This is a genomic window from Parasegetibacter sp. NRK P23, from assembly GCF_023721715.1.
In the GTDB taxonomy this organism is placed as follows: domain Bacteria; phylum Bacteroidota; class Bacteroidia; order Chitinophagales; family Chitinophagaceae; genus Parasegetibacter.
On record NZ_JAMDLG010000017.1, the window covers coordinates 106872 to 129670 of the forward strand.

A 22799-nucleotide genomic window follows, 5' to 3' on the forward strand; every position below is an offset into this window, starting at 1 on the left:
TTTACCCCATGCATCCCCGTATTATTATCCTGGCCTTTCTGCTGCCATTTTTCGCTTCAGCACAAAAAAATGACAATCTTCAAAACACATTGCTGTGGCGCATTTCAGGCAACGGGCTGGAAAAACCCTCCTACCTTTTCGGCACCATCCACCTTACTGATAAACGTGTATTCATGTTGGGCGACTCAGTTTTGGGCGCGCTGGAAAAAACAGCAGGGATAGCCACTGAATTAAATATGGAGGAAGCCGCCAATTATTCTATACAACTGGCCGTTTCTGATGCCATCAAAAAAGAGTTCCTGGAGGAAGATAATCCGGATGAGACTTTTCTCCAATACAGGGAAGCGCTTGCACGCAAACTGAAAAAACCAGCCAATAAGCTTACGCTGAATGATATCCTGGAAAGAAAACATACCTGGCTGAAAAAATCACAGGGTGCGGAAAACATGCAGACATTTCTGGACGCCTATCTGTACGGGATGACCCAAAAACAAGGCAAATGGACGGGCGGGATCGAAGACCTTTCGGATCAGACGGGACTGATAAAAAAGGTCAGGACCAGAGACCTGGAAGACGCCATCGCCACAAACCCATTCCGTGCGGAAAACGCCCTGATGCTCGAAAAACTCATCGGCATCTACCAGAAAGAGGACCTGAACGCAGTGGAAGCGCTCATCATCAAGGCCTCGGAAGATTCGCTCGCTGACGCGATTCTTATCAGGAGAAACTATAAAATGAGCGGCAGGATCGATAGCCTCGCCCGACTGCGCAACACATTCTTCGCCACCGGTGCCGCCCACTTACCAGGCACGGAGGGACTGATCAATTTATTGCGAAAAAAGGGATATGCTGTGGAGCCGGTGCTGTCTTCCCAAAAGAAGGACCTATCAAAATACCAGTTCTCCGAAGTTCCATCACCATGGGTGCAGTTTAAGGATACCCTTGCGGGATTTTCATTTTTTACGCCCGGGAAAACCGAAAAAATCAACTTCATGGGCGTATTGGATATGCACTATTACTTCGACCTGTTTGAAAACACCGCTTTTTATGGAATGGCTATAACTGGAGCCCCCTCTATGGCCAAGGCCGACCCCATGCAAACAATCGGCGCCATGGGAAGGCAAATGTTCAAGGCGGGAAAACTGACCGACTCCGCAAATGTGACCCTGAACGGCGTGCCGGGACGTGAGTATTATGGTAATATGTACGGTGGAAAAATGCGCGTGCGCCTCTTCATCAGGCAGAACAAAGTGTATGCACTGGCAGGGGTTCAACAAAAAACAACCGCGGCCCGGGATTCCACAGAACAAAGATTTTTCTCCTCCGCTGTGATAGCCCCTTACCGGGAAAATAAAGTTTCCGAAAAAACATACCTGCTCACCACCTTAAACGGAGCACAGATTAAAGCACCGGCGGAAATGGTAAGGTCCGCAGAAATGAGTGATGCCGAAGATGAGGCCTGGACCATGGAAACAAAAGCAGGTATGCACCTGGCTACCGGAACTTACCTGATGGTGATCTCTAAAACGATCAATAAAAAATTCTATATCACGAACGATAGCATCATGTACCACAACGTGGTCACAAACCTGGAAGAAACCCTGCGCGATAGTGTCGTGAAAGAAAAGATTATCGATGGAAGGAAATGGCTCCTTTACGAAGGAACTTCAGCAGATGATAAGGAGCTGTTTATGCGCGGCGCCACTGTTGTGGCCAACAACGGACTATTGATGCTTGTAGCCATCGGGGATTCAGCAGAACTGCGTAAAGAACCCATCCACCGTTTTTTACACGAGGTGTCTTTCCCCGAAAACACGGCACCTTCACTGCGAAAAACACCGATCAGTGAATGGGGAATTTCACTCCTCACACCCGATGACATTTTGAAAGATGAAACGGAAGGTGAAATCCCGGATTTTTATGCCTATGATTCCACCACGCATACCACCTACTCGATTACCCTCGACACCATCGGAAAGTACAACTGGTACCCTTCTGAAAACAGTTTGTGGGAACAATTACTGAAGGAGCACGAAGAAACTTATGAACTTGCGGGCAACCCCGTTTACGCCAGCGGCACCCAGCCTTCCATGGAGTTCACCGGTAAAACAAAAGGCTCTTTCAACTCTTATACACGAATGAGGTATATCCTCAAAAACAATGTACTGGCTACATTGTCCGCCAACGGCGCAGCGGAGCAATTGCGCAGCGATTTCAATACACAGGTCTTCAACTCTTTTAAATGGGATGTGCCGGAAAAAAGCGAGGCCTTGTTTGAATCCAAAGCGGACCTGTTGCTCACGGCACTTCAGAACCCAGATTCCACCGTTCGATATGAAGCCTACCTGGCCATTCCATCTTTACCTGGAACAAAAGACGTAAATCAATTCCTGCGTAATGCCCTTCAACAAACCTACCCATCCCCTTTCGAAGATAAGCGTGATGCCTACACCAATTACCAGCTGGCGAAAAAACTGGCGGAAACAGGTGATTCATCCATAATTTCTTTTGCCAAAACATTTCTTGCCACACATACGGAACCCGCGGTGAGGGCCAGCGCACTTACCCTGCTCGCCGCCACTACAACTGAAGAAAGTTATAAAGCACTCCAGGAGTTATTTGAAAAAGGAATACCATATAAAGAAGTACCGCACAACCTCGGTTATCTGCTGCAGGACAGTATCGGCCTCACTAAAAAATACTATCCGGAATTCATGAAAGCCGCCAAAGACTCGGCGCTTTGTCTGCCACTGATCCAACTCTCGCATTCCCTGCTGAACCAGGGTAAATTGTCGCCAAAGGAAATTTCACCCTTCCAGGATTATTTTTCCAGCTACCTCTCCAAAAAGCTCGCCGGACAAAAAGCAGAAGAACCGGACTACAGGCTATGGGCGCTGATCAACCTTGCAGACTCTCTGGGCACGCCCACCTTGCTCAAAGCGATGGAACTAATGCTGCAGCACGAAGACGTTTACCTTAAAAAAGGCGCCGCCATGGTGCTGTTGGAAAAGAAGAAAAAAATACCAACGGCCACTATAAAAGAAATCGCGGCCAGCAAAGCACTGCGCATGAGTTTGTATGAAGAACTGGAAACCCTGCAACTGGTGCACCTGTTCCCCGCGGAATACCTTACGCGAGGCGCGATGGCCGAAGGCAGCATGTACCAACTCGCCAGTGATGAACAGGAACCGGATACGGTGAAACTGGTGGCAGAAAAGACCGGTACCTACAACAAGAAAAAATACCATTTCATACTCTATAAAGTCACGTTTGGAACGGAGGAAGATGCCGTTTCCTACCTGGGGGTTTCGGGTGGGTATATCCTTAATTCAAAAGACATCTTCCCTATGAAGGATGTTTCCGGCATTTATTGGGAGGAAGAATTTGATGCCTCCAAACTGGATACCTTGCTGAAAAATTACCTCGAATTTCATTATGAAAACATGGACTGACCGTTTTTTCACCAAACACCCGTTAGTTTTTCACGTATTCACAGGCGTTTTTAACACTTAGTCCACCAGTTTGATGGAAAATTAGTTGGCCATATTACCGGCAGGAATTATCTTTGTTTCAAATATCTATCGAACCAGTAGACTATTAGTGTGTATGATCTTACAGGCAACCATCATTTCGGGAATGCGCAATTATACTGTGAGCTGTTGCTGTTAAGCAGTTGAACAGGTCCGTATTTCGATTTTTAACCACCAGAAATCTACGCGTATGCCGGAAATAAATGAACAAGTTGAACATATATCCTACAGTATTAATGGACTGAATGAAGCCGGAGCATTAAAATGGCTGGCGGAAAACTTCCCCGGAAAAGTGGTGTTTTCCTCCAGTTTCAGTTACGAAGACCAGGCCATCAGCCATATCATCCTGAAGGAAAATCTTCCCATTGACATCTTTACGCTCGACACGGGCCGGATTTTCCCGGAAACCTATTCCGTTTGGCGCAGCACCAACGAGCGGTACAATACCCACATCAAAGCATATTATCCCCAGGCAGCGGCGGTGGAAACACTGCTCAGTGAGAAAGGACCGCAATCTTTTTACGAATCGCTGGAGAACAGGAAAGAATGTTGTTTCATCCGAAAGGTAGAGCCGCTAAAAAGAGCGCTGAAAGGCCGGGAAATATGGATCACAGGCCTGAGGGCAGAACATTCTCCCGACCGCCAGGACATTCCGCAGGTGGAATACGATGCCAGCAACAACATCATCAAATACCACCCCATCCTGCACTGGAGTTTCGACCAAGTGAAGGCGTTCATTCATGAGCACAATATTCCGTACAACCCGCTTCACGACAAAGGTTTCGTGAGCATTGGCTGCCAGCCCTGCACACGCGCCATCCGGGAAGGAGAAGATTTCCGGGCAGGAAGATGGTGGTGGGAAGATGCCGCTAAAAAAGAATGTGGACTCCACGTTCATCAATAATATTCATCCTTAGCAGAGAAAGAAACAAGCGTATGAGCAAGTACAGATTAGATTACCTCGATCAGTTGGAAGCCGAAGCCATCCACATCTTCCGGGAAGTGGCGGGCCAGTTCGAGCGTCCAGCCCTCCTGTTCTCGGGCGGAAAAGATTCCATCACCCTGGTACAACTGGCGTTGAAAGCCTTTCGTCCGGGCAAGTTCCCCTTTCCCCTTGTACACATCGATACCGGACACAATTTCCCGGAAGCATTAAAATACAGGGATGAACTTGCGGAGAAACTCGGCGAGAAACTCATCGTCCGCAACGTGGGCGATACCATTAAAGCCAAACAACTCACTGAACCCAAAGGCAAATTCGCCAGCCGCAACGCGCTTCAAACCTATACCCTGCTGGATACCATCGAAGAATTCAAATTCGACGCCTGCATCGGCGGTGCCAGAAGGGATGAAGAGAAGGCCCGCGCGAAAGAAAGGATATTCTCCGTACGCGACGAGTTCGGTCAGTGGGACCCCAAGCGCCAACGTCCCGAACTGTGGAGCATCTATAACGGAAAAATCAGCAAAGGCGAGAATGTGCGCGTGTTCCCCATCAGCAACTGGACTGAACTGGATGTATGGAACTACATCAAACGCGAAGGCATTGAACTGCCCTCTATTTATTTCGCCCATGAACGTGAAGTACTCGAATATGAAGGACAGTACATCGCTACTTCCGAATTCATTCAACTGGAACCCGGAGATACCGTAGTGAACAAAACCGTTCGTTACCGTACCGTAGGCGACATGACCTGTACCGCAGCCGTAGCCTCCACCGCTTCCACCATCGATGATATCATCCGCGAAATCACCGCCACCAAAACCAGCGAACGCGGCGAAACAAGGATCGACGACAGAACCAGCGAAGCGGCGATGGAAGACAGGAAAAAGAACGGTTACTTCTAATTATCTGACAGCAGGCTCCGGCCTTTAAATAACGGCAACATGGATATTCTTCGTTTTATAACAGCAGGCTCAGTAGATGATGGGAAAAGCACCCTGATCGGCCGCTTGCTCTACGACAGCAAATCGATCATGATCGACCAACTCGAAGCCATCGAAAAGCAAAGTAAAAACAAATCCGACGGGGAAATCGACCTCGCGTTACTCACCGATGGACTCCGTGCGGAACGCGAACAGGGCATCACCATCGATGTGGCCTATAAATATTTCGCCACCCCCAAACGCAAATTCATCATCGCCGACGCACCAGGGCATATCCAATATACCCGCAACATGGTGACCGGCGCCTCCAACTCGGAACTCATCATCATCCTGATAGACGCCAGGCATGGAGTGGTTGAGCAAACCCGCCGCCACTCCATTATCGCCTCCCTGCTCAACATCCCGCATGTAGTGGTGGCCATCAATAAAATGGACCTCGTGGATTTTTCTCAGGATGTGTACAATAACATCGTGATCGACTACGCCAACCTGGCCCAGGAACTGGGGTTGAAAGATGTGCATTACGTGCCCATCAGCGCCATCCGTGGCGATAATATCGTGGATAAAAGTGAAGCCACGCCCTGGTATGAAGGGCCCGCATTACTTTCGTTCCTGGAAGAAGTGCAGGTACAAGACGATGTGAACCATACCACCGCACGTTTTCCCGTTCAGTACGTGATCCGTCCCCAAACGGATGAACTGCACGATTACCGCGGCTATGCCGGAAAAATCATCAGCGGCGTGTACAAAAAAGGAGATAAAGTAACCATTCTTCCTTCCTTCGCCGAATCTACCATCTCCGCCATTGAACTGGGTGGAAAAGAAGTAGAAGAAGCATTCGCGCCACAAAGCATCGTGCTCCACCTGGAAGATGATGTGGACATTAGCCGGGGAGATATGATTGTTCCTTCTTCCGATATTCCAAACACCAGCCAGGAACTGGAAGTATTGCTCTGCTGGATGGACAGCAAGCCGCTGGTGCCGGGTAATAAATACCTTTTCCAGATCAACAGCCAGCGGGTACGCAGCGTGGTGAAAGAGATCAGTTATAAACTGGACGTGAATTCGTTGCAGAAACTGGAAGCGCCGGAAAAAGCGGGGTTGAATGATATTGTGCGGGCAACGATTAAGACGGCTACGCCTATTGCTTACGATGCTTACCAGGTATTGCGTTCCAATGGGGGCGGGATATTGATTGATGAAACGAGTCATGTGACGGTGGGGGCTTGTATGATTCAGGGGTAGAATTTCACGCAACTGCTTTGTGCTTCGCACTGCGCAGCGCAAGGGGGCAAGGACGCAAAGCATAGACAAGGTTTGTAGCGGTTGAGATTTGGAAGCGCTTGTTTTGTTATGCAGTTTAGCATGGCGCATCTTGTAGATATGCGGAGCTTTCTTTCGGGATAATAGCCTACAATATAAATAGACTTTTTAACCAAAACCAGGTACATGCAACACGGAAAAAACTTCAAAACAACAGTGGCCCTGGTGGGTGCCGGTCCGGGTGATCCGGAGTTGCTTACGCTGAAGGCCGCGCGCCTGCTGCGGGAGGCCGAAGTGGTGATCACGGATAGGCTGGTAAGTGAGGATATCCTGAAAGCGCATGTGAGTGAAGGCGCATTGGTGATTTTTGCTGGGAAGCAATGCAGGAGGGGAAAATCCACGCCACAGGAAACCATCAACGAATTGATCGTGGAACATGCGCTGGCCGGGAAAAAAGTGGTTCGGCTGAAAGGTGGTGATGTTTCTATTTTCTCCAATATACTGGATGAACTGCTTGCGTTGAAAGCTTACGGTATCGCTTACGAAATTGTACCGGGCATCACTGCTGCACTAGGTGCCGCCGCCTATGCCGGTATGCCGCTTACGGCGCGGGAACATTCTACTGCGGTACGTTTACTTACTTACTATAAAAAAGAAATCCTTTCTGATGCGTATTGGGCGGAACTCGCGCAAACCGAGGACACGCTTGTGTTCTATATGTCGGGGGATACTTCACTTGAACTCATTCAGAAACTCATTGCGCACAAGATTCCTGCGGACCGTGCCGTGGCTGTGATTGAACAGGCCACCACGCCGCTGCAACAGGTGCGCATCTCCGATATATACGATTACGAACAGAACCTGGGGCAGGAAACCTACCTCTCTCCCGCCCTGCTCATTATAGGAAAAGTGGTGCACCTGCACAAGCAATTCGCATGGCTGCCCAACAGCGCCAGCCGCGAGCTGTATTTCAAACCGGTGGGAAGCCAGCCACGCAGCGTTCAGGCATCTCACATAAAACAAGCGCCCCATGTTAGCAGAGCTTAAATGGAAAACTTTACAGGAACTGGTGAGCGGTTCCACCAAAGAAGAACTCATCTGGATGAATGGATACCTTGCCGGTCTGGTAGCGCAGTCTTCCGCGTCACCTGTGGCAGAAACGCCAGTTGCTTCGGCCGTTAAGGTGAACAAGATCACCCTTACCTATGGTACCGAAACGGGGAACGCCAAAAAACTCGCCACCACTTTCGCGGGCGTGGCCAAGAAAAAAGGCATCCAGGTAAAACTGGCCGGACTGGACCAGTACCGCGTAAACGATCTTTCCAAAGAAGAATATTTCTTTTCCGTGGTCAGTACGCAGGGCGACGGCGAACCACCGGCTGCGGCCATCAAATTCTTCGACCACCTGCGTTCTTCCGATAAAACCTATCAGCAACTCAAATACGGGATCCTCGCTTTGGGCGATACTTCTTACCCGCTCTTCTGCCAGGCCGGTGAAGAGATCGATCAGTTGTTTGAAAAGAAAGGCGCTTCAAGAGTTTTGCCTATCGTGAAATGTGATACCGATTATGAAGCGGAGGCCGCGCAATGGTTTGAACAGGTGCTGAAAACCCTGGAGCACGGAAACGGTGCAGCGCAACCAGCCCCCGTTCCCGTAAGAGCCAAATCAGGTAAAAAACAATATACCGGCACCATCGCCACGAATGTGGACCTCAACGACCGCGGCTCTTCCAAAGAAACCCATCACATCGAGATCGTGTGTGACGAAGAGATTGTTTATCAACCCGGAGATGCCGCAGGCTTCGTTCCCCACAACAAAGGGGAAGAAGTGCAGGCCATCCTCGACATTACCGGATGCGCGGGAACAGAACAGGTGCAGTTCAAAAATGAATCCTGGGAACTGCGCGCACTTCTTACTAAAAAGATCAGCATCATTCATCTCCCGGAACGTGTGGTTAAAAAGTACGCGGCGCTCGCCCAGCAGGATATCCCTGAAACAAAGATCGACCTGCTGAATCTGCTGAAAATATATCCCCTGGCCGATTCCGTTCCGGTGCAGCAACTCGTTGATATACTGGAACCCATTACGCCACGGCTCTATTCCATCGCCTCTTCGCCCAACGCGCACAGCGGAGAACTGCACCTCACCGTGGCACGCAATACCTATGTGGTGAACGATGAAATACATTACGGATTCTGCTCTACTTTCCTCAACGGACTGGCGGAAAATACCGAAGTGGAATTTTATATTCATCCCAACAATCATTTTCGTTTACCCGCCCCCGATAAAGATGTAATCATGATCGGACCAGGAACCGGTATCGCCCCCTTCCGCTCCTTCCTTGCAGAACGGGACAGCACAGGCGCAACGGGCAGAAACTGGTTGTTCTTTGGCGAACAGCATTTCGTATCCGATTTTCTTTACCAAACCGAATTGCAGGATTTCTTCAATACAGGCGTACTCACCAATATCGACCTTGCTTTCTCCCGCGACCAGGAAGCGAAAATATATGTGCAGCACCGCATGAAGGAGAAAGCCGAAGAACTATACGCCTGGCTGAAAAACGGCGCATCCGTTTATGTTTGCGGCGCGAAGGAACCGATGAGCGTAGATGTGGAAAGAACCCTGCTCGAGATTATTGCAGAACAGGGCAACCTCACCGAAGAAAAAGCCGCGCAATACCTGGAACAGCTTTCCAACGAGGGCCGTTACCTGAAAGACGTTTATTAATCCAGAAGAATTTTTCCCATGTCACAACAGCAACAACATTCTCCGATAGAGAAAATAAAAAAAGAAAGCGACGGACTGCGCGGTACTATTAAGGAAAGTCTGGGCGACCAGATCACCGGTTCCATCCGTGAAGACGACCAGGCCGTGATCAAGTTCCACGGCATGTACCAGCAGGACGACCGCGACCGCCGCGAGGAACGCGCCGCCAAAAAGCTGGACCGGCTCTATTCTTTCATGATTCGTTTGCGCCTCCCCGGTGGTTTCCTGACCCCGGAACAATGGGTGGCCACGCACCATATAGCCGGAGCGCATTCCACCGGCGTGATCAAAATCACCACGCGCCAGACGCTTCAGTTGCACGGCATCCTGAAATCGCACATCAAACCAACATTACAGGCATTCAACAGGGCCAACCTGGATTCCATCGCCACCTGCGGCGATATCAACCGGAACGTGATCGTGTCCGCGCATCCCAACGAAACACCCGTTCACGCACAGGTATTTGCGTATGCCGATAAGATCAGCCGCCACCTGATGCCCAAAACCCGCGCCTATTACGAGATATGGCTGGATGAAGAAAAGATAGAAGATAAAAAGGAAGAAGCCGATCCGCTGTACCAGGACCGCTACCTTCCCCGTAAATTCAAAATAGCCATCGCCATTCCACCCAACAACGATCCCGATGTACTGGCCAACGACATCGGCCTGATTGCCATCGTGGAAAACAATGAACTGAAAGGCTTCAACATCGCTATCGGCGGGGGATTGTCCACCACACATGGCAACCCGGAAACCTACGCCCGTGTGGCCACTGTGATCGGCTTTACCGATACGGAAGAAAAAACATTAAAGGCCATCTACGAAGTACTCACCATCCAACGCGATTATGGTAACCGGAGCGACAGGAAACTGGCGCGCCTCAAATACACCGTCGACAAAGTAGGCGTGCAGTGGTTCCGGGAAGAACTGGAAAGAAGGATCGGCTTCAAACTGGAAGAACCGCGTCCCTACAAATTTACGGAGCGTACCGACCGCTACGGTTGGGAAAAGGACCATACCGGGAACTGGCACTACACCGTTTTCGCGGAGAACGGACGCGTACTGGACGATGAACAGCAAACGCTGAAATCTGCACTACTGGAAATCACCGAAGCACGGCTTTCCAATATCCGTTTCACGGGTAACCAGGGATTGATTGTTGCCGATGTGAAACCCGCCGACAAAAAGAAAGTACACACCATACTCGAGAAGCACGGGGTGATCGCATTTACCGAAGCCGCTTCCCCCCTGCGCCGCAACAGCATGGCCTGCGTGGCTTTGCCTACCTGTCCGCTGGCGCTGGCCGAAGGACAACGTTACCTGCCAGAGCTCATCACTAAAATTGATGACCTGCTGACCAAACATTCCCTTCAGAAAGAAAACATCATCACCCGAATGACCGGCTGTCCGAACGGCTGCGGCCGCTCCCACATCTCCGAGATTGGGTTCGTGGGCACGGGTCCGGGCCGTTACAACCTGCACCTGGGTGGTGACCATGAAGGTATGCGGCTGAATAAAATTTACCGCGAGAACATCAACGAAGCGGAAATTTTAGAAACATTGGATGGTCTTTTCGCGAGCTTTGCGCTTGAAAAGAACAAGGGCGAACATTTCGGCGATTTTGCCGTTCGGAAGCAATGGGTTAACTTTTAATTTTCAGCCACGAGTCATGCCTGTATCAACACCAGCGCCATCATCTGCTTCAACAACTGCCTCGCACCAAAGGCCGGGCAACCACCTGCTGCCTGTTTTTCTGAAACTGGAACAGTTAAGGCTTACCATGATTGGTGGGGGCGCCATTGGTTTTGAAAAACTGCAGACCGTGGTAACCAATGCACCGGAAACGAAGGTGAAACTGGTGGCTGCCCACATCAGCGAAGAAGTGGAAAACCTGGCTTCCGCGCACGCCAACATTACGTTGGTAAAAAAGTATTACGAAGCCTCCGATCTGGAGGATGCGGAACTGGTGATGGTAGCCGTGAACGATATTCCTCTCGCGGAGCAGATCCGGATCGATGCAAAAGAAAAAGGACTGCTCATTAATGTGGCTGACAAGCCCGGGCTCTGTGATTTTTACCTGGGCTCCGTAGTAAAAAAAGGAGAACTGAAAATAGGCATCTCCACCAATGGCAAATCGCCCACCGCGGCCAAAAGGCTGAAAGAAGTATTACAACATGCCCTTCCCGGCGAATTAGAAGACCTCATCGAAAACCTGCACCAGGTGCGCAACCAGCTTTCAGGAGATTTTGAAGAGAAAGTGAAAAAGCTGAACGCCATTACCCGGGGCATGGTGGAAAATGAAAAAGAGCAGAAAGAAAAAAAGATCCGGAAGATCGCGACCTATTCCGTTGCGGCCTTCGGCCTTATGCTGATCGGTCACTTCATCTTTTCATATATCCCGATAAAAGATATCGGCACAGGTGCTATCCATATTTATGATCAGTTGGGAGAAAATTTTGGCTGGATGGTGCTTGCGGGCTTTATCGCACAATTGGTGGATGGCGCGCTGGGTATGGGCTACGGCGTAACCAGCACCACCCTGTTGTTGTCAACCGGCACGAATGTGGCCGCTATTTCAGGCAGCATCCATACCGCTGAAATGTTTGCGAGCGGCGCTTCGGGGTATAGTCATTACAAGTTCGGGAACGTGAACAAGAAGTTGTTCAAATTACTCATTATTCCCGGTGTATTGGGGGCCATCGGCGGTGCGATACTGCTTACACATTTAGGAGAAACCAACGCGCAATTCGTGCGTCCTATCATCGCGTGTTATACTTTTTTCCTGGGCATCCGCATTTTCATGAACGCCTTCAAATCCCAGAAGCGGCCCAAAAAATTCAAGCGTTACGGCTGGCTGGCCGGATTCGGCGGCTTCTTTGATTCCTTCGGTGGCGGCGGCTGGGGACCTATTGTAACTTCCACCCTCATCTCTAAAGGAAGAACACCGCGCTTTGTAATAGGCTCGGTAAGTTTAACGGAGTTTTTCGTGACCCTGGCGAGCGCACTTACTTTTTTTACTTTACTCGGCGTATCGCACTGGCAGGTGATCGTGGCGTTGATACTGGGAGGATTGATGGCTGCGCCGTTTGCGGCTCGTTTGGCGGGTAGGCTTCCGCGTAAGACATCTTTTATATTGCTTTCTATTTTGGTAATAATTTGGAGCGTACGGATTATCGTTAATTCGTTCTAACCAACTTACCACTATCTTCTTTTCATGATCCTCACATAATTGTGTGATGTGCACATGCTAACGCACATCTTTATGCGATTGACCCGCTTCATGCGGGTCAATATTTTTGTGGCATCAATGTACCCTTACTCCTTCAGGGCCAGCTCCATCCGATATTCTTCATTCAAACAAAGACCAGCCATGGGTCAGTAACGGTGTACATCCTTCTACAAAAAATTGAATGAACGATCATGAAACAGTTGTACTTATTCGCATTGTTAGTAATGGCGCTATGGTTGCCAGTTCAGGCCGCGCCACCCACCATTACACCGAGCAACCCCGCCTTTTCGAGTTATGAAGGGAGCAGTTTTACTTTCAGTTTCACCCGTGGCAATGGCGGATCGCGCCTTGTGGTAGTGAAAGAAGGCAGCGAAGTGACAGGTAGCCCGGTAGATGGTGTCACTTATACTGCGAACCAGCAATTCGGTACATCAGGAACAGCATTTACCGCCGCCGGTGAATATGTGGTGTACGCAGGTGCAGGGAATAGCGTAAACATCCGGGCCCTGAAACCAGGTACCGTTTACCATATTAAAGTATTCGAGTTCAACAACCTGACGGGAACGATAGAATACCTGACCATTCCACTGACCACCAGCACCAGTACATTGGCCGCACCCACCACCAACGCGTCGAACCTAAATTTTACCGCGATCGCCGGAAACGAGGTTACCCTCAACTGGACCAATGGTAATGGCAACGCGAGAATTGTACTGGCCAGAAAAGGCGCGCCTGTGAACGGTGTGCCTGAAAACCTCTCCAGTTACAGCTCCTCCAACAATTATGGAGATGGCGCTGAAATTGGCGACGGCAGTTTTGTAGTGGGAAAAACCTCCACCACACGCGCCACCATCAGCAACCTGGAGCCGAATACCACCTATTACTTCGCCGTACATGAATACAACGGAACGAATGCTCCGGTTTACTACAGTACGGCCAGCACCGCACAGGTAACCACGAATACCGGTCCCACCACACCTTCCTGGAATCCGCAGGTATTGTCGGTGGAAGGGAACAGGTTCACCATCAATACAGCGAACGGAAACGGCATGTACCGCCTCACCATCATGAGTAAGGATCCTGTTACCGCTGTTCCGGCGAACGGCGTACAATACACGGCCAACGCGGCTTTTGGTTCCGGACAGGAAATCGCGCCCGGACAATTTGTGGTGAGCACCACCAATGTGCGCACTTTTACCAACCTTGAACCGGCCACCACCTACTATATGCGCGTATATGAGTACGATGTTACCTCAGCCAGTTTCACGTATTACCTTACCAGCCAGTCGCTCAGTTTCAGCGGCAGCACCGTTTCGGCGCCCACACAGGAAGCGAGCAACCTTTTATTCGATAATGTTACAGGGAATTCCACCACGCTTCGTTTCCAACGCGGCAACGGTAGCTATGCCCTGGTGCTGTTGAAAGAGGGCGCTCCCGTTGACATAATTCCATCCGATCTCACCCGTTATACGGGCAACTCCACCTTCGGGAGCAGTGTACAACTCGGGACCGGAAACTATGTTATACATGGAGGCATGAACGGAAGCGCGGTCAGCATTCTGGGATTAGTACCCGGTAAAACCTACCACGCAGCGATTTTTGAATATAACGGTACCAACTACCCGATTTACAGAAGCACACCTGCAAGGGCTACGATCACCATTCCCAACCAACCCACGACGGCGGCCACCAACTTCGCGGTAAGTTCGCGGGAAGGCAACAGCTTCCGGATAGGCTGGACTAATGGCAACGGCTCTCGGAGAATGGTCATCGCCAGGAAAGGCAGTGAAGTAAGCAGCCTGCCCGCCGATGGCACCAACTATACCGCCGATGATGATTTCGGTATGGGCCAGGAAATTGCGCCGGGAGAATTTGTGGTGTACAACAGCACCGCCGCCGCCGTTACCATCAACAACCTCGATCCTTCTTCCTCCTACCACTTCGCGGTATTCGACTTCAATACTACCGAAGGCTCACCCGACTACCTTACCAGCACATTCCTCCGTGGCAACGCAGCCACCGTATCAGCGCCGGATCAGGGTACCAGTAATCTCGCTGCATCCAACGTGCAGCAAAACCGCGCCACCATATCCTTCACAGCCGGCAACGGTGATGGGAGAATATTCATCATAAGAGCAGCCAATCCTGTAAACGCTGCGCCGGTCAATTTAACCAGCTATAATTATAGTTACTCGTTTGGCGGTTTAACACTTTCCGGAGACAACTACATTATCGCAAAACGTACTGATGGTGTTGTTTTTACGGCTACCAACCTGCAACCCGGAACAACCTATCATATTGCGGTGTATGAATACAATGGGAGCAGCGCCCCGATGTACAATAACACACCAACCCTGTTCAGTTTCACCACACTGCCTTCCGCAGACATCACCCCCACGGTTCCGGCCACCAATGCATCTTTCAGCAATATTGACGGGAACAAAATCACTTTATCGTGGACAAATGGCAATGGCGCGAACCGCATCGTGATCGCCCGGAAAAACAACCCCGTAACATTCGTTCCGGTAAACGGTACTACATATGCGTCTGCATCCCAGTTTGGAACCGGCAGCGCAGTTGGAACGGACCATTACATCGTGTACAACAACAATAACAGTTCAGTTACGATCTCTGGCTTAGAACCTGCTTCTACTTATCACTTCAGCATTGTTGAATACAACGGGGCAGATGCCGCTACGGCTTACCTCAAGGCAAGTCCGTTAACAGCAAGCGCGTCCACCGCTGTAAGTCCGGTTACACCGAGTTCCGCACCCATCGCCACCACCGGCGAAACAACTGCCAATCTTCAATGGACCAAAGGGAGCGGCAGTGGCAGACTGGTTGTTTTGAAAGAAAGCGGGGCGGTAACGGGAAATCCCGTTGACCTGAATAAGTACACCGCCAATACAACTTTCCGCAGCGGAGCACAGATAGGATTGAACGAATTCGTGGTGTACAGCGGAACGGGCAGCAATGTGTCTGTAACCGGTTTAACAGCCAATACAACTTATCATTACGAGGTGTTTGAATACAACGGAAGCGATGCGCCCGTATACAATACAACAGGTACTACCGGCAGTTTCGTTACCACGGGGCCGTTGCCGCTTTCATGGGTGAGCTTTACGGGTAAACAACAGGATGGGAAGATGCAACTGGAATGGATAACCGCAGATGAATACAATACCAGTCATTTTATCGTGGAGCGCAGTGAAGGCAACGGGAATTTCACCGCTATCGGAAACATTGCGGCTAAAGGTGGGAACGGAGAAAACAGTTACAGCTTTACCGATAAATTTCCATTGGAAGGACAGGCTATTTACCGCATCAAACAGGTGGATACGGATGGACAGTTTGACTATTCACAAAGCATCAGGATAGGAGCTGAGCAAGCGGTGCCTGAACTGAAATTGTTTCCTAACCCGGCGCCATCGATGGTGACGATTTCCATACCAAGTGTAGATGCGGTATTCGCTTACCGGATTACGGATAACAACGGGAGCACGGTGAAGATGGGGAATACACGCAATGGAGCTGCGGTTTCATTGAATGGGTTGAAGCCTGGGGTGTATCATGTGCAGGTGTTGCATGGGGGGAAGGTGGCTGTGGGGGTTTTGTTGAAGCGATAGTTTTTTCATGCGATTGCTTCATGCTTCGCGACGATTGGTATTTTTCACGCAAGGACACTAGGGAGCAAGGACGCAAGGCGTTGGTTAGATTTGGGGAGGTTTTCTTGCGGAAATTTTATTTCTCGCGACGGCGCAGCGACGCAACGCCTTGAGTAGGTTTCAGCAACTTGAGGGGTAAGCCTGGATCTCGTTCTTGCGTTTCTTTCAAAATAAATCAGGGGTACGATAGCGTTCATGGCAGGCTCCGGGCATAGCGATATGTTCCGGGGCCTTTTTTATTGCATCCAATGTTCAAGAATGGCGCCGATTCGTTCGCCTTCGACGAGGAAGCCATCGTGGCCGTAGTCTGATTGCATTTCGATGTAGGTGGCGTTGGGGATATGCTTCGCCATGAACTGTTGCTCGGCGGGCGGACAAAGTATATCGGAGGTAATGCCCATCACGAGGGTGGGATGCGGAATACTGTTTAACACGGGCTCCAGTTTCCCGCCGCGGCCACGGCCCAAATGGTGTGTATCCATCGATTGGGTGAGGATCCAGTAACATTGGGCGTTGAACCTGTTCACCAGTTTCTGTCCCTGGTAGCGCATATACGATTCAGCACGGAACCCGCTGATCTTTTCCGGATCAGGGTCCTGTTGGCGCTGTACCATGATATCGTAGTTGCGGTAAGTAAGCATCCCTATGCCCCTTGCTGCTTTCAATCCGTTGGCGCCGGCTTCGGGTGAACGTTCGTTCCAGGTGGGATCGGCTTCTATGGCCATGCGCTGGGCCGCGTGAATGGCATGTCCCCAGGCGCTTTCAGCGGGTGAAGTGGCGATCAGGAAAAGTTTATGGATGCGGTCGGGTTCCATCAGCGCCCATTCCTGCGCCTGGTAGCCGCCCATGCTTCCCCCCATGAGCAGATGTATTTTCTGAATGCCGAGGTATTCGCGGAGCAATATATGCGCCCGTACCATATCGCGGATGGAAGGAACAGGGAAATCGAGGTAGTACGGTGCTCCGGTTGCGGGATCAATACTGGTGGGACCGGTAGAACCATAGCAGGAACCGAGAATATTGGCACAAACGATAAAATGTTCAGCGGGATCAATATAGCAACCTTTGCCTACCAGTCCGGGCCACCAGGCCACCACATCGGAACTGGCCGTTAAAGCGTGGCATACCCATACCACATTGGAGCCATCGGCATTGAGGGTGCCGTAAGTGTGATACGCCACTTCAATCTGCGCAAGCTGTGTACCGCTTTCCAGCGTAAAAGGGCCATCGGGCCTGAAAATAGTCATATCCCTGCTATCCGTTTGTAAAACAATATCAAGTTCCGCGTTTTTCTTTCAGAAATGCTTCAAAAAAAATCCACGCCGGGTGCTATCAGCGTGCAAAGTAAGTACATACAACAATTACCTTTGTAAAAAAGGTGATTTTATGATAAAAATTGAGATCAACAGGGTTTCCGGTGAATTTGGATTTGAAGCGACCGATAGCATGGGCCATGTAGCGAAAATGGATACCAGCCCCGAAACCGGTGGCGAAAACTTCGGCATCCGCCCCATGCAGATGCTGCTGATGGGGCTCGGCGGCTGCTCCGGCATTGATGTGGTGAATATCCTCAAGAAACAACGCCAGGACCTGCAGGATATTAAAATGACCATCGAAGCGGAAAGAGAACAGGGTAAGGAACCCTCCATCTGGATCAAAGCGAATATTCATTTCCACCTGAAAGGCGCCATTGATCCCGATAAGGCCCAGCGCGCCGTTGAACTTTCCATGGACAAGTACTGCTCCGTAGCCGAAACACTGCGCCGCTCCGGTTGCGACATCCAATGGCAAGTGTCCCTGAACCAATCTTAAAAAACTGTTGGATTTTCCTCTCTTCATCAAAATCTAACTTCCAAAATTCTACATTTCATGCATCCTTCCTCCAAAGTTATCCGCACCCGCGTACCGCGTACCGATGAAATGGAACATTCCACCCCCATGTTCCTGACCAGCAGCTTCTGCTTCGACAACGCTGAAGATATGCGCGCCGCGTTCGCGGATGAGACCGATGATAATATCTATTCCCGCTTCAGCAATCCCAATGTGCAGGAATTCACCGACCGCATGTGCGCCCTCGAAGGCGCTGAAGCCGGCTTCGCCACCGCCTCCGGGATGAGCGCCATCTTCGGCTCTTTCATGGCACTCCTGAAACAGGGCGATCACCTGCTCGCGTGCAGTTCCATCTTCGGAAGTACCCATACCGTGATCTCCAAATTCCTCCCCAAATACGGGATCGAATACACCTATGTGGAAGTGGACAAGCCCGAAACCTGGGAAGCCGCCATCCGTCCCAATACCAAGATGCTCTACCTCGAAACGCCCACCAACCCGGGCCTGGACATCGTAGACCTGGAGCTGACCGGCAAACTGTGTAAAAAACACAATATCATCCTCAACGTGGACAACTGTTTCGCCACGCCGGTGGCTCAAACGCCCATCAGCTTCGGCGCCGACATCGTCGTGCATTCCGCCACCAAATGGATCGACGGCCAGGGACGCGTACTGGGTGGCGTAGTGGTCGGCAGAAAAGACCTCGTAAAGGAAATCTATACTTTTTGCCGCAGCACCGGCCCCACTTTATCGGCCTTCAACGCCTGGGTACTCAGCAAAAGCCTGGAAACACTGGACGTGCGCATGGAACGCCACTCCGGCAACGCGCTCTTCCTCGCCAGGGAGCTGGAACAACATCCCGCACTGTCCTGGGTGAAGTACCCCTTCCTCCCCTCGCACCCGCAGTATGCTATCGCCACGAAGCAAATGAGCAACGGTGGCGGCATCGTGTGCTTTGAACTGAAAGGTGGACTGGAAGCAGGTCGTGCGTTTCTTGATAAGTTGAAGATGCTTTCCCTTACCGCGAACCTGGGGGATAGCAGGAGCATCGCTTCGCACCCGGCAAGTACCACACATGCTAAGTTGACTGAGGCGGAGCGGCTCGCAACCGGCATTACTCCGGGATTGATCAGGATTTCGGTGGGGCTGGAGAAGAAGGAAGATATACTGGAAGATATTTTGCAGGCGCTGGGATAGGTTTCATGCAAAGGCTATGTTTTTCACGCGAAGACGCAAAGGAGCAAGGACGCAAGGAGCGGTTGAGGTGCTGGAGGAGAAGTGTTTTTTCTCGCAGCAACCAACGTAGAGGAAAGCCTATTCATCCACTCCTCTAACAACAGCCCGTAGCGTCGCCGCGCCGTTGCGAGAAATAAATAATTATCCTCCATCAGCAACCCGCCAAACAAACAAGGCCTTGCGTCCTTACTCCTTTGCGTTGCGAAGTGCGTAGCACGAAGCAATTGCGTGAAACGAATCACGAAGCAATTGCGTGAACAGCCCTCTTTCTTGAATTTCCACCCTAATACCTTAATTTCACCCCAACATCATTCTCCTCCTTCCCGAAAGGGCAAAAAAAAGCAGGTAGTAGAAACTACCCGCGGTCACATGAGAAAACTAATATTCGGCCTTTCAGCCGAACAGTTACAAAAGTACAGGCTTGGTTGCTTTATACAATGTTAAAATGACCAAACCCGTAAAATATTGTACTGAACGGCAAAATTAATCCACCACGGGTTGAAATGCCGGTTTCGTGTGACCAATGCCAGGAACATCAAAACATATCGGCCCCCTGTTGGGCAAGGTGATCAGTATCCCCTTGCTGGGGCTGCTTATTCCCAATATTTCCGGGCTTATTCACAACCGGCTTTATCCCTGGCCCGAGTTGCTTATCAGTTACGGCTGCTTCTTTCTTACCTCTTATTCCATCTGGAGAGGCAATGAGGTGATCCATATTCGTATCCGGCGCTGGCTCCGGAGGATGCCCTCGATGGTGAACCGCATCATCGTGATGTTTATCGCCAATATCATTTATTCGGCGCTGGTGGCACTGCTGCTGCTCGGATTCTGGCAATACGAACTGAGCAGGGAAGGCAAAAGCAGTGACGCGCTCGCCATCGCGGTACTGCTTTCCACGAATGTGGCCGTCATCATTGCGAGTATATACGAAATTGTGTACCTGAACGTGGAGCGGGAATCCGACCAGTTGATGATGGCCCGGCTCGATAAAGAGAAGATCGCCACCGAACTGTCTATCCTCAAAAGCCAGATCGATCCGCATTTCGTATTCAACTCCCTGAATACTTTATCGATGCTGATTGAACAGGACCCGGTGGCGGCCCGGCAGTTCAACGATAACCTGGCGCGGGTGTACCGCTATATTCTCGGCCACAAAAGCAGGAACCTCGTGCCATTACGGGAAGAAGTGGAGTTTGTGAAAAATTATTTCCACCTCCTCAAACTCCGTTTCCGCGAAGGCATTGAGTTACATCTTTATATGGACGACCAGGATGCGAAGGGTTACATGATTCCACCTATATCGCTGCAATCGCTGGTGGAGAACGCCATCAAACACAACGCGTTCAGTTCCGAAACACCGTTAAAGATTGATGTGCATTGCTCCAACCACCACCTGGAGATACGCAACAATATCCAGGAAAAAGCATACGCCGCGCCCGGTTCCGGAACCGGCCTGCAAAACCTGAACAGCCGGTACGTATTGCTTACCCGCAGTACCATACAGGTGTTCAGCAACAACAACGAATTTCTTGTACGATTGCCCTTAATAAAAGCTTACGCATGTTAAAAGTACTGATCATAGAAGACGAACAGCCCGCCCGTGAACACCTGGTAAACAGTTGCTCCAGGCTCAATATTCCCGTGCAAATCATGGGTTCCACCTCCAGCGTAAGGGAAAGCATCGCTTGGCTGCAACAAAATCCTTCTCCCGACCTCATTTTTATGGATGTGCAACTGAACGACGGACTTTCATTCCACATCTTCCTGCATTGCACCATCACGGCACCGGTTATCTTTGTGACCGCTTACGACCAATACATTACCGAAGCACTTTCCAACAACGGCATCTACTACCTGTTGAAACCACTTGATGATGAAAAACTGCAGCAGGCCATTCACAAATACCAGACCTTCCGTTCCCATTTTTTGCAGAATTACACGCAACTGCTCGAATTCTTCACGCAACAAATTTCGCAGCCGCGCAGCAGAATCGTGGTGAAGAAAGGCAACGAATACCTCGCGCTCCCTTTGGAAGATACCGCCTACTTCTTCACAGAAAGTAAACTGGTGTACATGGTGAACAGGGAGAATAAAAAGTTCATGGTCAACAAAACGCTCACGGAACTGGAGGCGGGCCTCGACAAAAGAAGGTTCTTCCGCGCCAACAGGCAATGCATCATCAATATTGATTTCATCGCCAAGTTCCGTCCCACCGAACGAAGCAAGATACAAATAGACCTTACGCTTCCTTCACATGAAGAGATCACGGTAAGCCAGGAGAACGCGGCGCAGTTCAGGGAATGGGTGGGGAGTATGTAAAATAAAACGGAGGCGGTCAGGGAAAACCACCTCCGTTCACTATACCTGGTGCTCAGGGTTTCCTGACCAGGTCCACAAATTTGAAATTGATTTCATATTTACCCGGTACATATCCTCTGAAAACAAACCGCGGATTAGCCGAATACTTTCCATCAGGATAAGCCACCTGGTTGTCGTGTGAAAAATACTGTGTAGGTATTCTGTAATAAATATTAAACCCGTTTCCCAGCGAAGCGAGCGGGAAAGGTGTTACGCCATAAGAGAATTCCATCCGGTCGTTGAACAAGGTTGTTTTCAGGGAATAATCCTGCAGTGTCTGAAGGAAGGGCGGTGTGGGGTTATTGCCCGTGTTGGGCCTTCTTTGTATTTCACCGGCCGAAGGATTAAAAGCAACGCCATTCTTATCTACAAATTTCACGGCCACCACATTGGGTTCATCGGCAACCCTGGTAATGGTTACTATCGGGTTCAACAGGTTGGTACCCACTCCTTCGTTGCCCACCACAATCATCCTGTTGTAAGGTGTGCCTATTTCAGGATGCGCTTCATACGGTTTCGCATCCACGATATTAAAGCGTCCGATCTTGTTGTATACGTTCCTGCCCGCGGCATTGGTGATTTCAAGGTCGAATTCGTATTCCCCCACAGGTAAATTGATCGTGGTAAAGTTGGCTTCGAGCTGGCCCGAAAAAGGATTCACGATAATCGGGCTCAGTTCCTGCGTTTCCTGTTTGGCGGCGATCAGCTCCAGCGTGGTATCCGTTTTAGGATCATATAATCCTGTCCATACTTTCAACGGATATTTCTTATTGAACAACGCATCCACATTTGCGCCGGTTTTCGCATCGTAAATATGAAGCAACTGAACATTGGCCGGCTTGGAAGAACCATCGAAATTCAACGCGGAGCTCACTTTCACCCTTCCCCTTTGTATGATAATGGGGTCCTCTTCGTACCGTACAATGGGACTTAAAAAACCATCGGGCAGTTTTTTACAGGAAGAGGTGGCGGCGATACCCGCTGCGATAACACATATATTTAGAATAGCACGAATTTTCATACGAATGTTTTTA

15 protein-coding genes are annotated in these 22799 nt (G+C 50.2%); 13 read left to right on the forward strand and 2 right to left on the reverse strand.

The genetic code is table 11. The features are described from left to right. Positions 1–8: 8 nt before the first annotated feature. The 9 genes from M4J38_RS18175 (at position 9) to M4J38_RS18215 (ending at position 16302) form a co-directional block, all read left to right on the forward strand. Positions 9–3452, forward strand: a complete 3444-nt coding sequence (locus tag M4J38_RS18175) for a TraB/GumN family protein (RefSeq protein WP_251761232.1) — start codon at positions 9–11, stop codon at positions 3450–3452. Positions 3453–3720: 268 nt separating this feature from the next. Next, a complete protein-coding gene (locus M4J38_RS18180; protein ID WP_251761233.1) occupies positions 3721–4434 on the forward strand; it encodes a phosphoadenylyl-sulfate reductase in 714 nt (237 codons plus the stop codon). A gap of 32 nt (positions 4435–4466) precedes the next feature. Next, positions 4467–5375 (forward strand): sulfate adenylyltransferase subunit CysD, encoded by a 909-nt coding sequence (gene cysD / locus M4J38_RS18185; RefSeq protein WP_251761234.1) that lies wholly within the window; start codon positions 4467–4469, stop codon positions 5373–5375. Positions 5376–5414: 39 nt separating this feature from the next. Then, positions 5415–6659 (forward strand): sulfate adenylyltransferase subunit 1, encoded by a 1245-nt coding sequence (locus M4J38_RS18190; RefSeq protein WP_251761235.1) that lies wholly within the window; start codon positions 5415–5417, stop codon positions 6657–6659. Between the two features lie 204 nt (positions 6660–6863). After that, entirely contained in the window at positions 6864–7724 is an 861-nt protein-coding gene (gene cobA / locus M4J38_RS18195) for a uroporphyrinogen-III C-methyltransferase (RefSeq protein WP_251761236.1), read from the forward strand. Beyond that, positions 7708–9408 (forward strand): sulfite reductase flavoprotein subunit alpha, encoded by a 1701-nt coding sequence (locus tag M4J38_RS18200; RefSeq protein ID WP_251761237.1) that lies wholly within the window; start codon positions 7708–7710, stop codon positions 9406–9408. The genes cobA and M4J38_RS18200 overlap by 17 nt, the downstream gene beginning before the upstream one ends. A gap of 18 nt (positions 9409–9426) precedes the next feature. Beyond that, entirely contained in the window at positions 9427–11100 is a 1674-nt protein-coding gene (locus tag M4J38_RS18205) for an NADPH-dependent assimilatory sulfite reductase hemoprotein subunit (protein WP_251761238.1), read from the forward strand. Between the two features lie 16 nt (positions 11101–11116). Beyond that, positions 11117–12637, forward strand: a complete 1521-nt coding sequence (locus M4J38_RS18210) for a TSUP family transporter (RefSeq protein ID WP_251761239.1) — start codon at positions 11117–11119, stop codon at positions 12635–12637. 230 nt (positions 12638–12867) lie between these two features. Further along, the gene (locus tag M4J38_RS18215) at positions 12868–16302 is read left to right on the forward strand and encodes a T9SS type A sorting domain-containing protein (RefSeq protein ID WP_251761240.1); all 3435 of its coding nucleotides are present in this window, start codon (positions 12868–12870) and stop codon (positions 16300–16302) included. A 275-nt stretch (positions 16303–16577) separates the two neighbouring features. On the opposite strand, the gene metX is transcribed toward M4J38_RS18215, so the two are convergent. Then, positions 16578–17588: a homoserine O-acetyltransferase gene (gene metX / locus M4J38_RS18220; RefSeq protein ID WP_251761241.1), complete on the reverse strand. Its 1011-nt coding sequence runs from the start codon at positions 17586–17588 to the stop codon at positions 16578–16580. 139 nt (positions 17589–17727) lie between these two features. On the opposite strand from metX, the gene M4J38_RS18225 reads away from it, so the two are divergent. The 4 genes from M4J38_RS18225 to M4J38_RS18240 all read left to right on the forward strand — a co-directional run bounded on the left by M4J38_RS18225 (position 17728) and on the right by M4J38_RS18240 (position 21726). Next, positions 17728–18153 (forward strand): OsmC family protein, encoded by a 426-nt coding sequence (locus tag M4J38_RS18225; protein WP_251761242.1) that lies wholly within the window; start codon positions 17728–17730, stop codon positions 18151–18153. Positions 18154–18210: 57 nt separating this feature from the next. Then, entirely contained in the window at positions 18211–19368 is a 1158-nt protein-coding gene (locus M4J38_RS18230; RefSeq protein WP_251761243.1) for a PLP-dependent aspartate aminotransferase family protein, read from the forward strand. A 562-nt stretch (positions 19369–19930) separates the two neighbouring features. Beyond that, the gene (locus M4J38_RS18235; RefSeq protein ID WP_251761244.1) at positions 19931–20974 is read left to right on the forward strand and encodes a sensor histidine kinase; all 1044 of its coding nucleotides are present in this window, start codon (positions 19931–19933) and stop codon (positions 20972–20974) included. Then, positions 20968–21726 (forward strand): LytTR family DNA-binding domain-containing protein, encoded by a 759-nt coding sequence (locus M4J38_RS18240; RefSeq protein WP_251761245.1) that lies wholly within the window; start codon positions 20968–20970, stop codon positions 21724–21726. Before M4J38_RS18235 ends, M4J38_RS18240 begins: the two co-directional genes overlap by 7 nt. Before the next feature lie 52 nt (positions 21727–21778). Here M4J38_RS18240 and M4J38_RS18245 read toward each other — a convergent pair whose 3' ends face one another. Beyond that, entirely contained in the window at positions 21779–22786 is a 1008-nt protein-coding gene (locus tag M4J38_RS18245) for a DUF5007 domain-containing protein (protein ID WP_251761246.1), read from the reverse strand. Between the last annotated feature and the right edge of the window lie 13 nt (positions 22787–22799).

Excerpts from the sequence above, each read along its gene's own strand:
- M4J38_RS18175 (WP_251761232.1), top strand. The coding sequence starts at position 9 with ATGCATCCCCGTATTATTATCCTGGCCTTTCTGCTGCCATTTTTCGCT.
- M4J38_RS18180 (WP_251761233.1), top strand. The coding sequence starts at position 3,721 with ATGCCGGAAATAAATGAACAAGTTGAACATATATCCTACAGTATTAAT.
- cysD (WP_251761234.1), top strand. The coding sequence starts at position 4,467 with ATGAGCAAGTACAGATTAGATTACCTCGATCAGTTGGAAGCCGAAGCC.
- M4J38_RS18190 (WP_251761235.1), top strand. The coding sequence starts at position 5,415 with ATGGATATTCTTCGTTTTATAACAGCAGGCTCAGTAGATGATGGGAAA.
- cobA (WP_251761236.1), top strand. The coding sequence starts at position 6,864 with ATGCAACACGGAAAAAACTTCAAAACAACAGTGGCCCTGGTGGGTGCC.
- M4J38_RS18200 (WP_251761237.1), top strand. The coding sequence starts at position 7,708 with ATGTTAGCAGAGCTTAAATGGAAAACTTTACAGGAACTGGTGAGCGGT.
- M4J38_RS18205 (WP_251761238.1), top strand. The coding sequence starts at position 9,427 with ATGTCACAACAGCAACAACATTCTCCGATAGAGAAAATAAAAAAAGAA.
- M4J38_RS18210 (WP_251761239.1), top strand. The coding sequence starts at position 11,117 with ATGCCTGTATCAACACCAGCGCCATCATCTGCTTCAACAACTGCCTCG.
- M4J38_RS18215 (WP_251761240.1), top strand. The coding sequence starts at position 12,868 with ATGAAACAGTTGTACTTATTCGCATTGTTAGTAATGGCGCTATGGTTG.
- metX (WP_251761241.1), bottom strand. The coding sequence starts at position 17,588 with ATGACTATTTTCAGGCCCGATGGCCCTTTTACGCTGGAAAGCGGTACA.
- M4J38_RS18225 (WP_251761242.1), top strand. The coding sequence starts at position 17,728 with ATGATAAAAATTGAGATCAACAGGGTTTCCGGTGAATTTGGATTTGAA.
- M4J38_RS18230 (WP_251761243.1), top strand. The coding sequence starts at position 18,211 with ATGCATCCTTCCTCCAAAGTTATCCGCACCCGCGTACCGCGTACCGAT.
- M4J38_RS18235 (WP_251761244.1), top strand. The coding sequence starts at position 19,931 with ATGCCAGGAACATCAAAACATATCGGCCCCCTGTTGGGCAAGGTGATC.
- M4J38_RS18240 (WP_251761245.1), top strand. The coding sequence starts at position 20,968 with ATGTTAAAAGTACTGATCATAGAAGACGAACAGCCCGCCCGTGAACAC.
- M4J38_RS18245 (WP_251761246.1), bottom strand. The coding sequence starts at position 22,786 with ATGAAAATTCGTGCTATTCTAAATATATGTGTTATCGCAGCGGGTATC.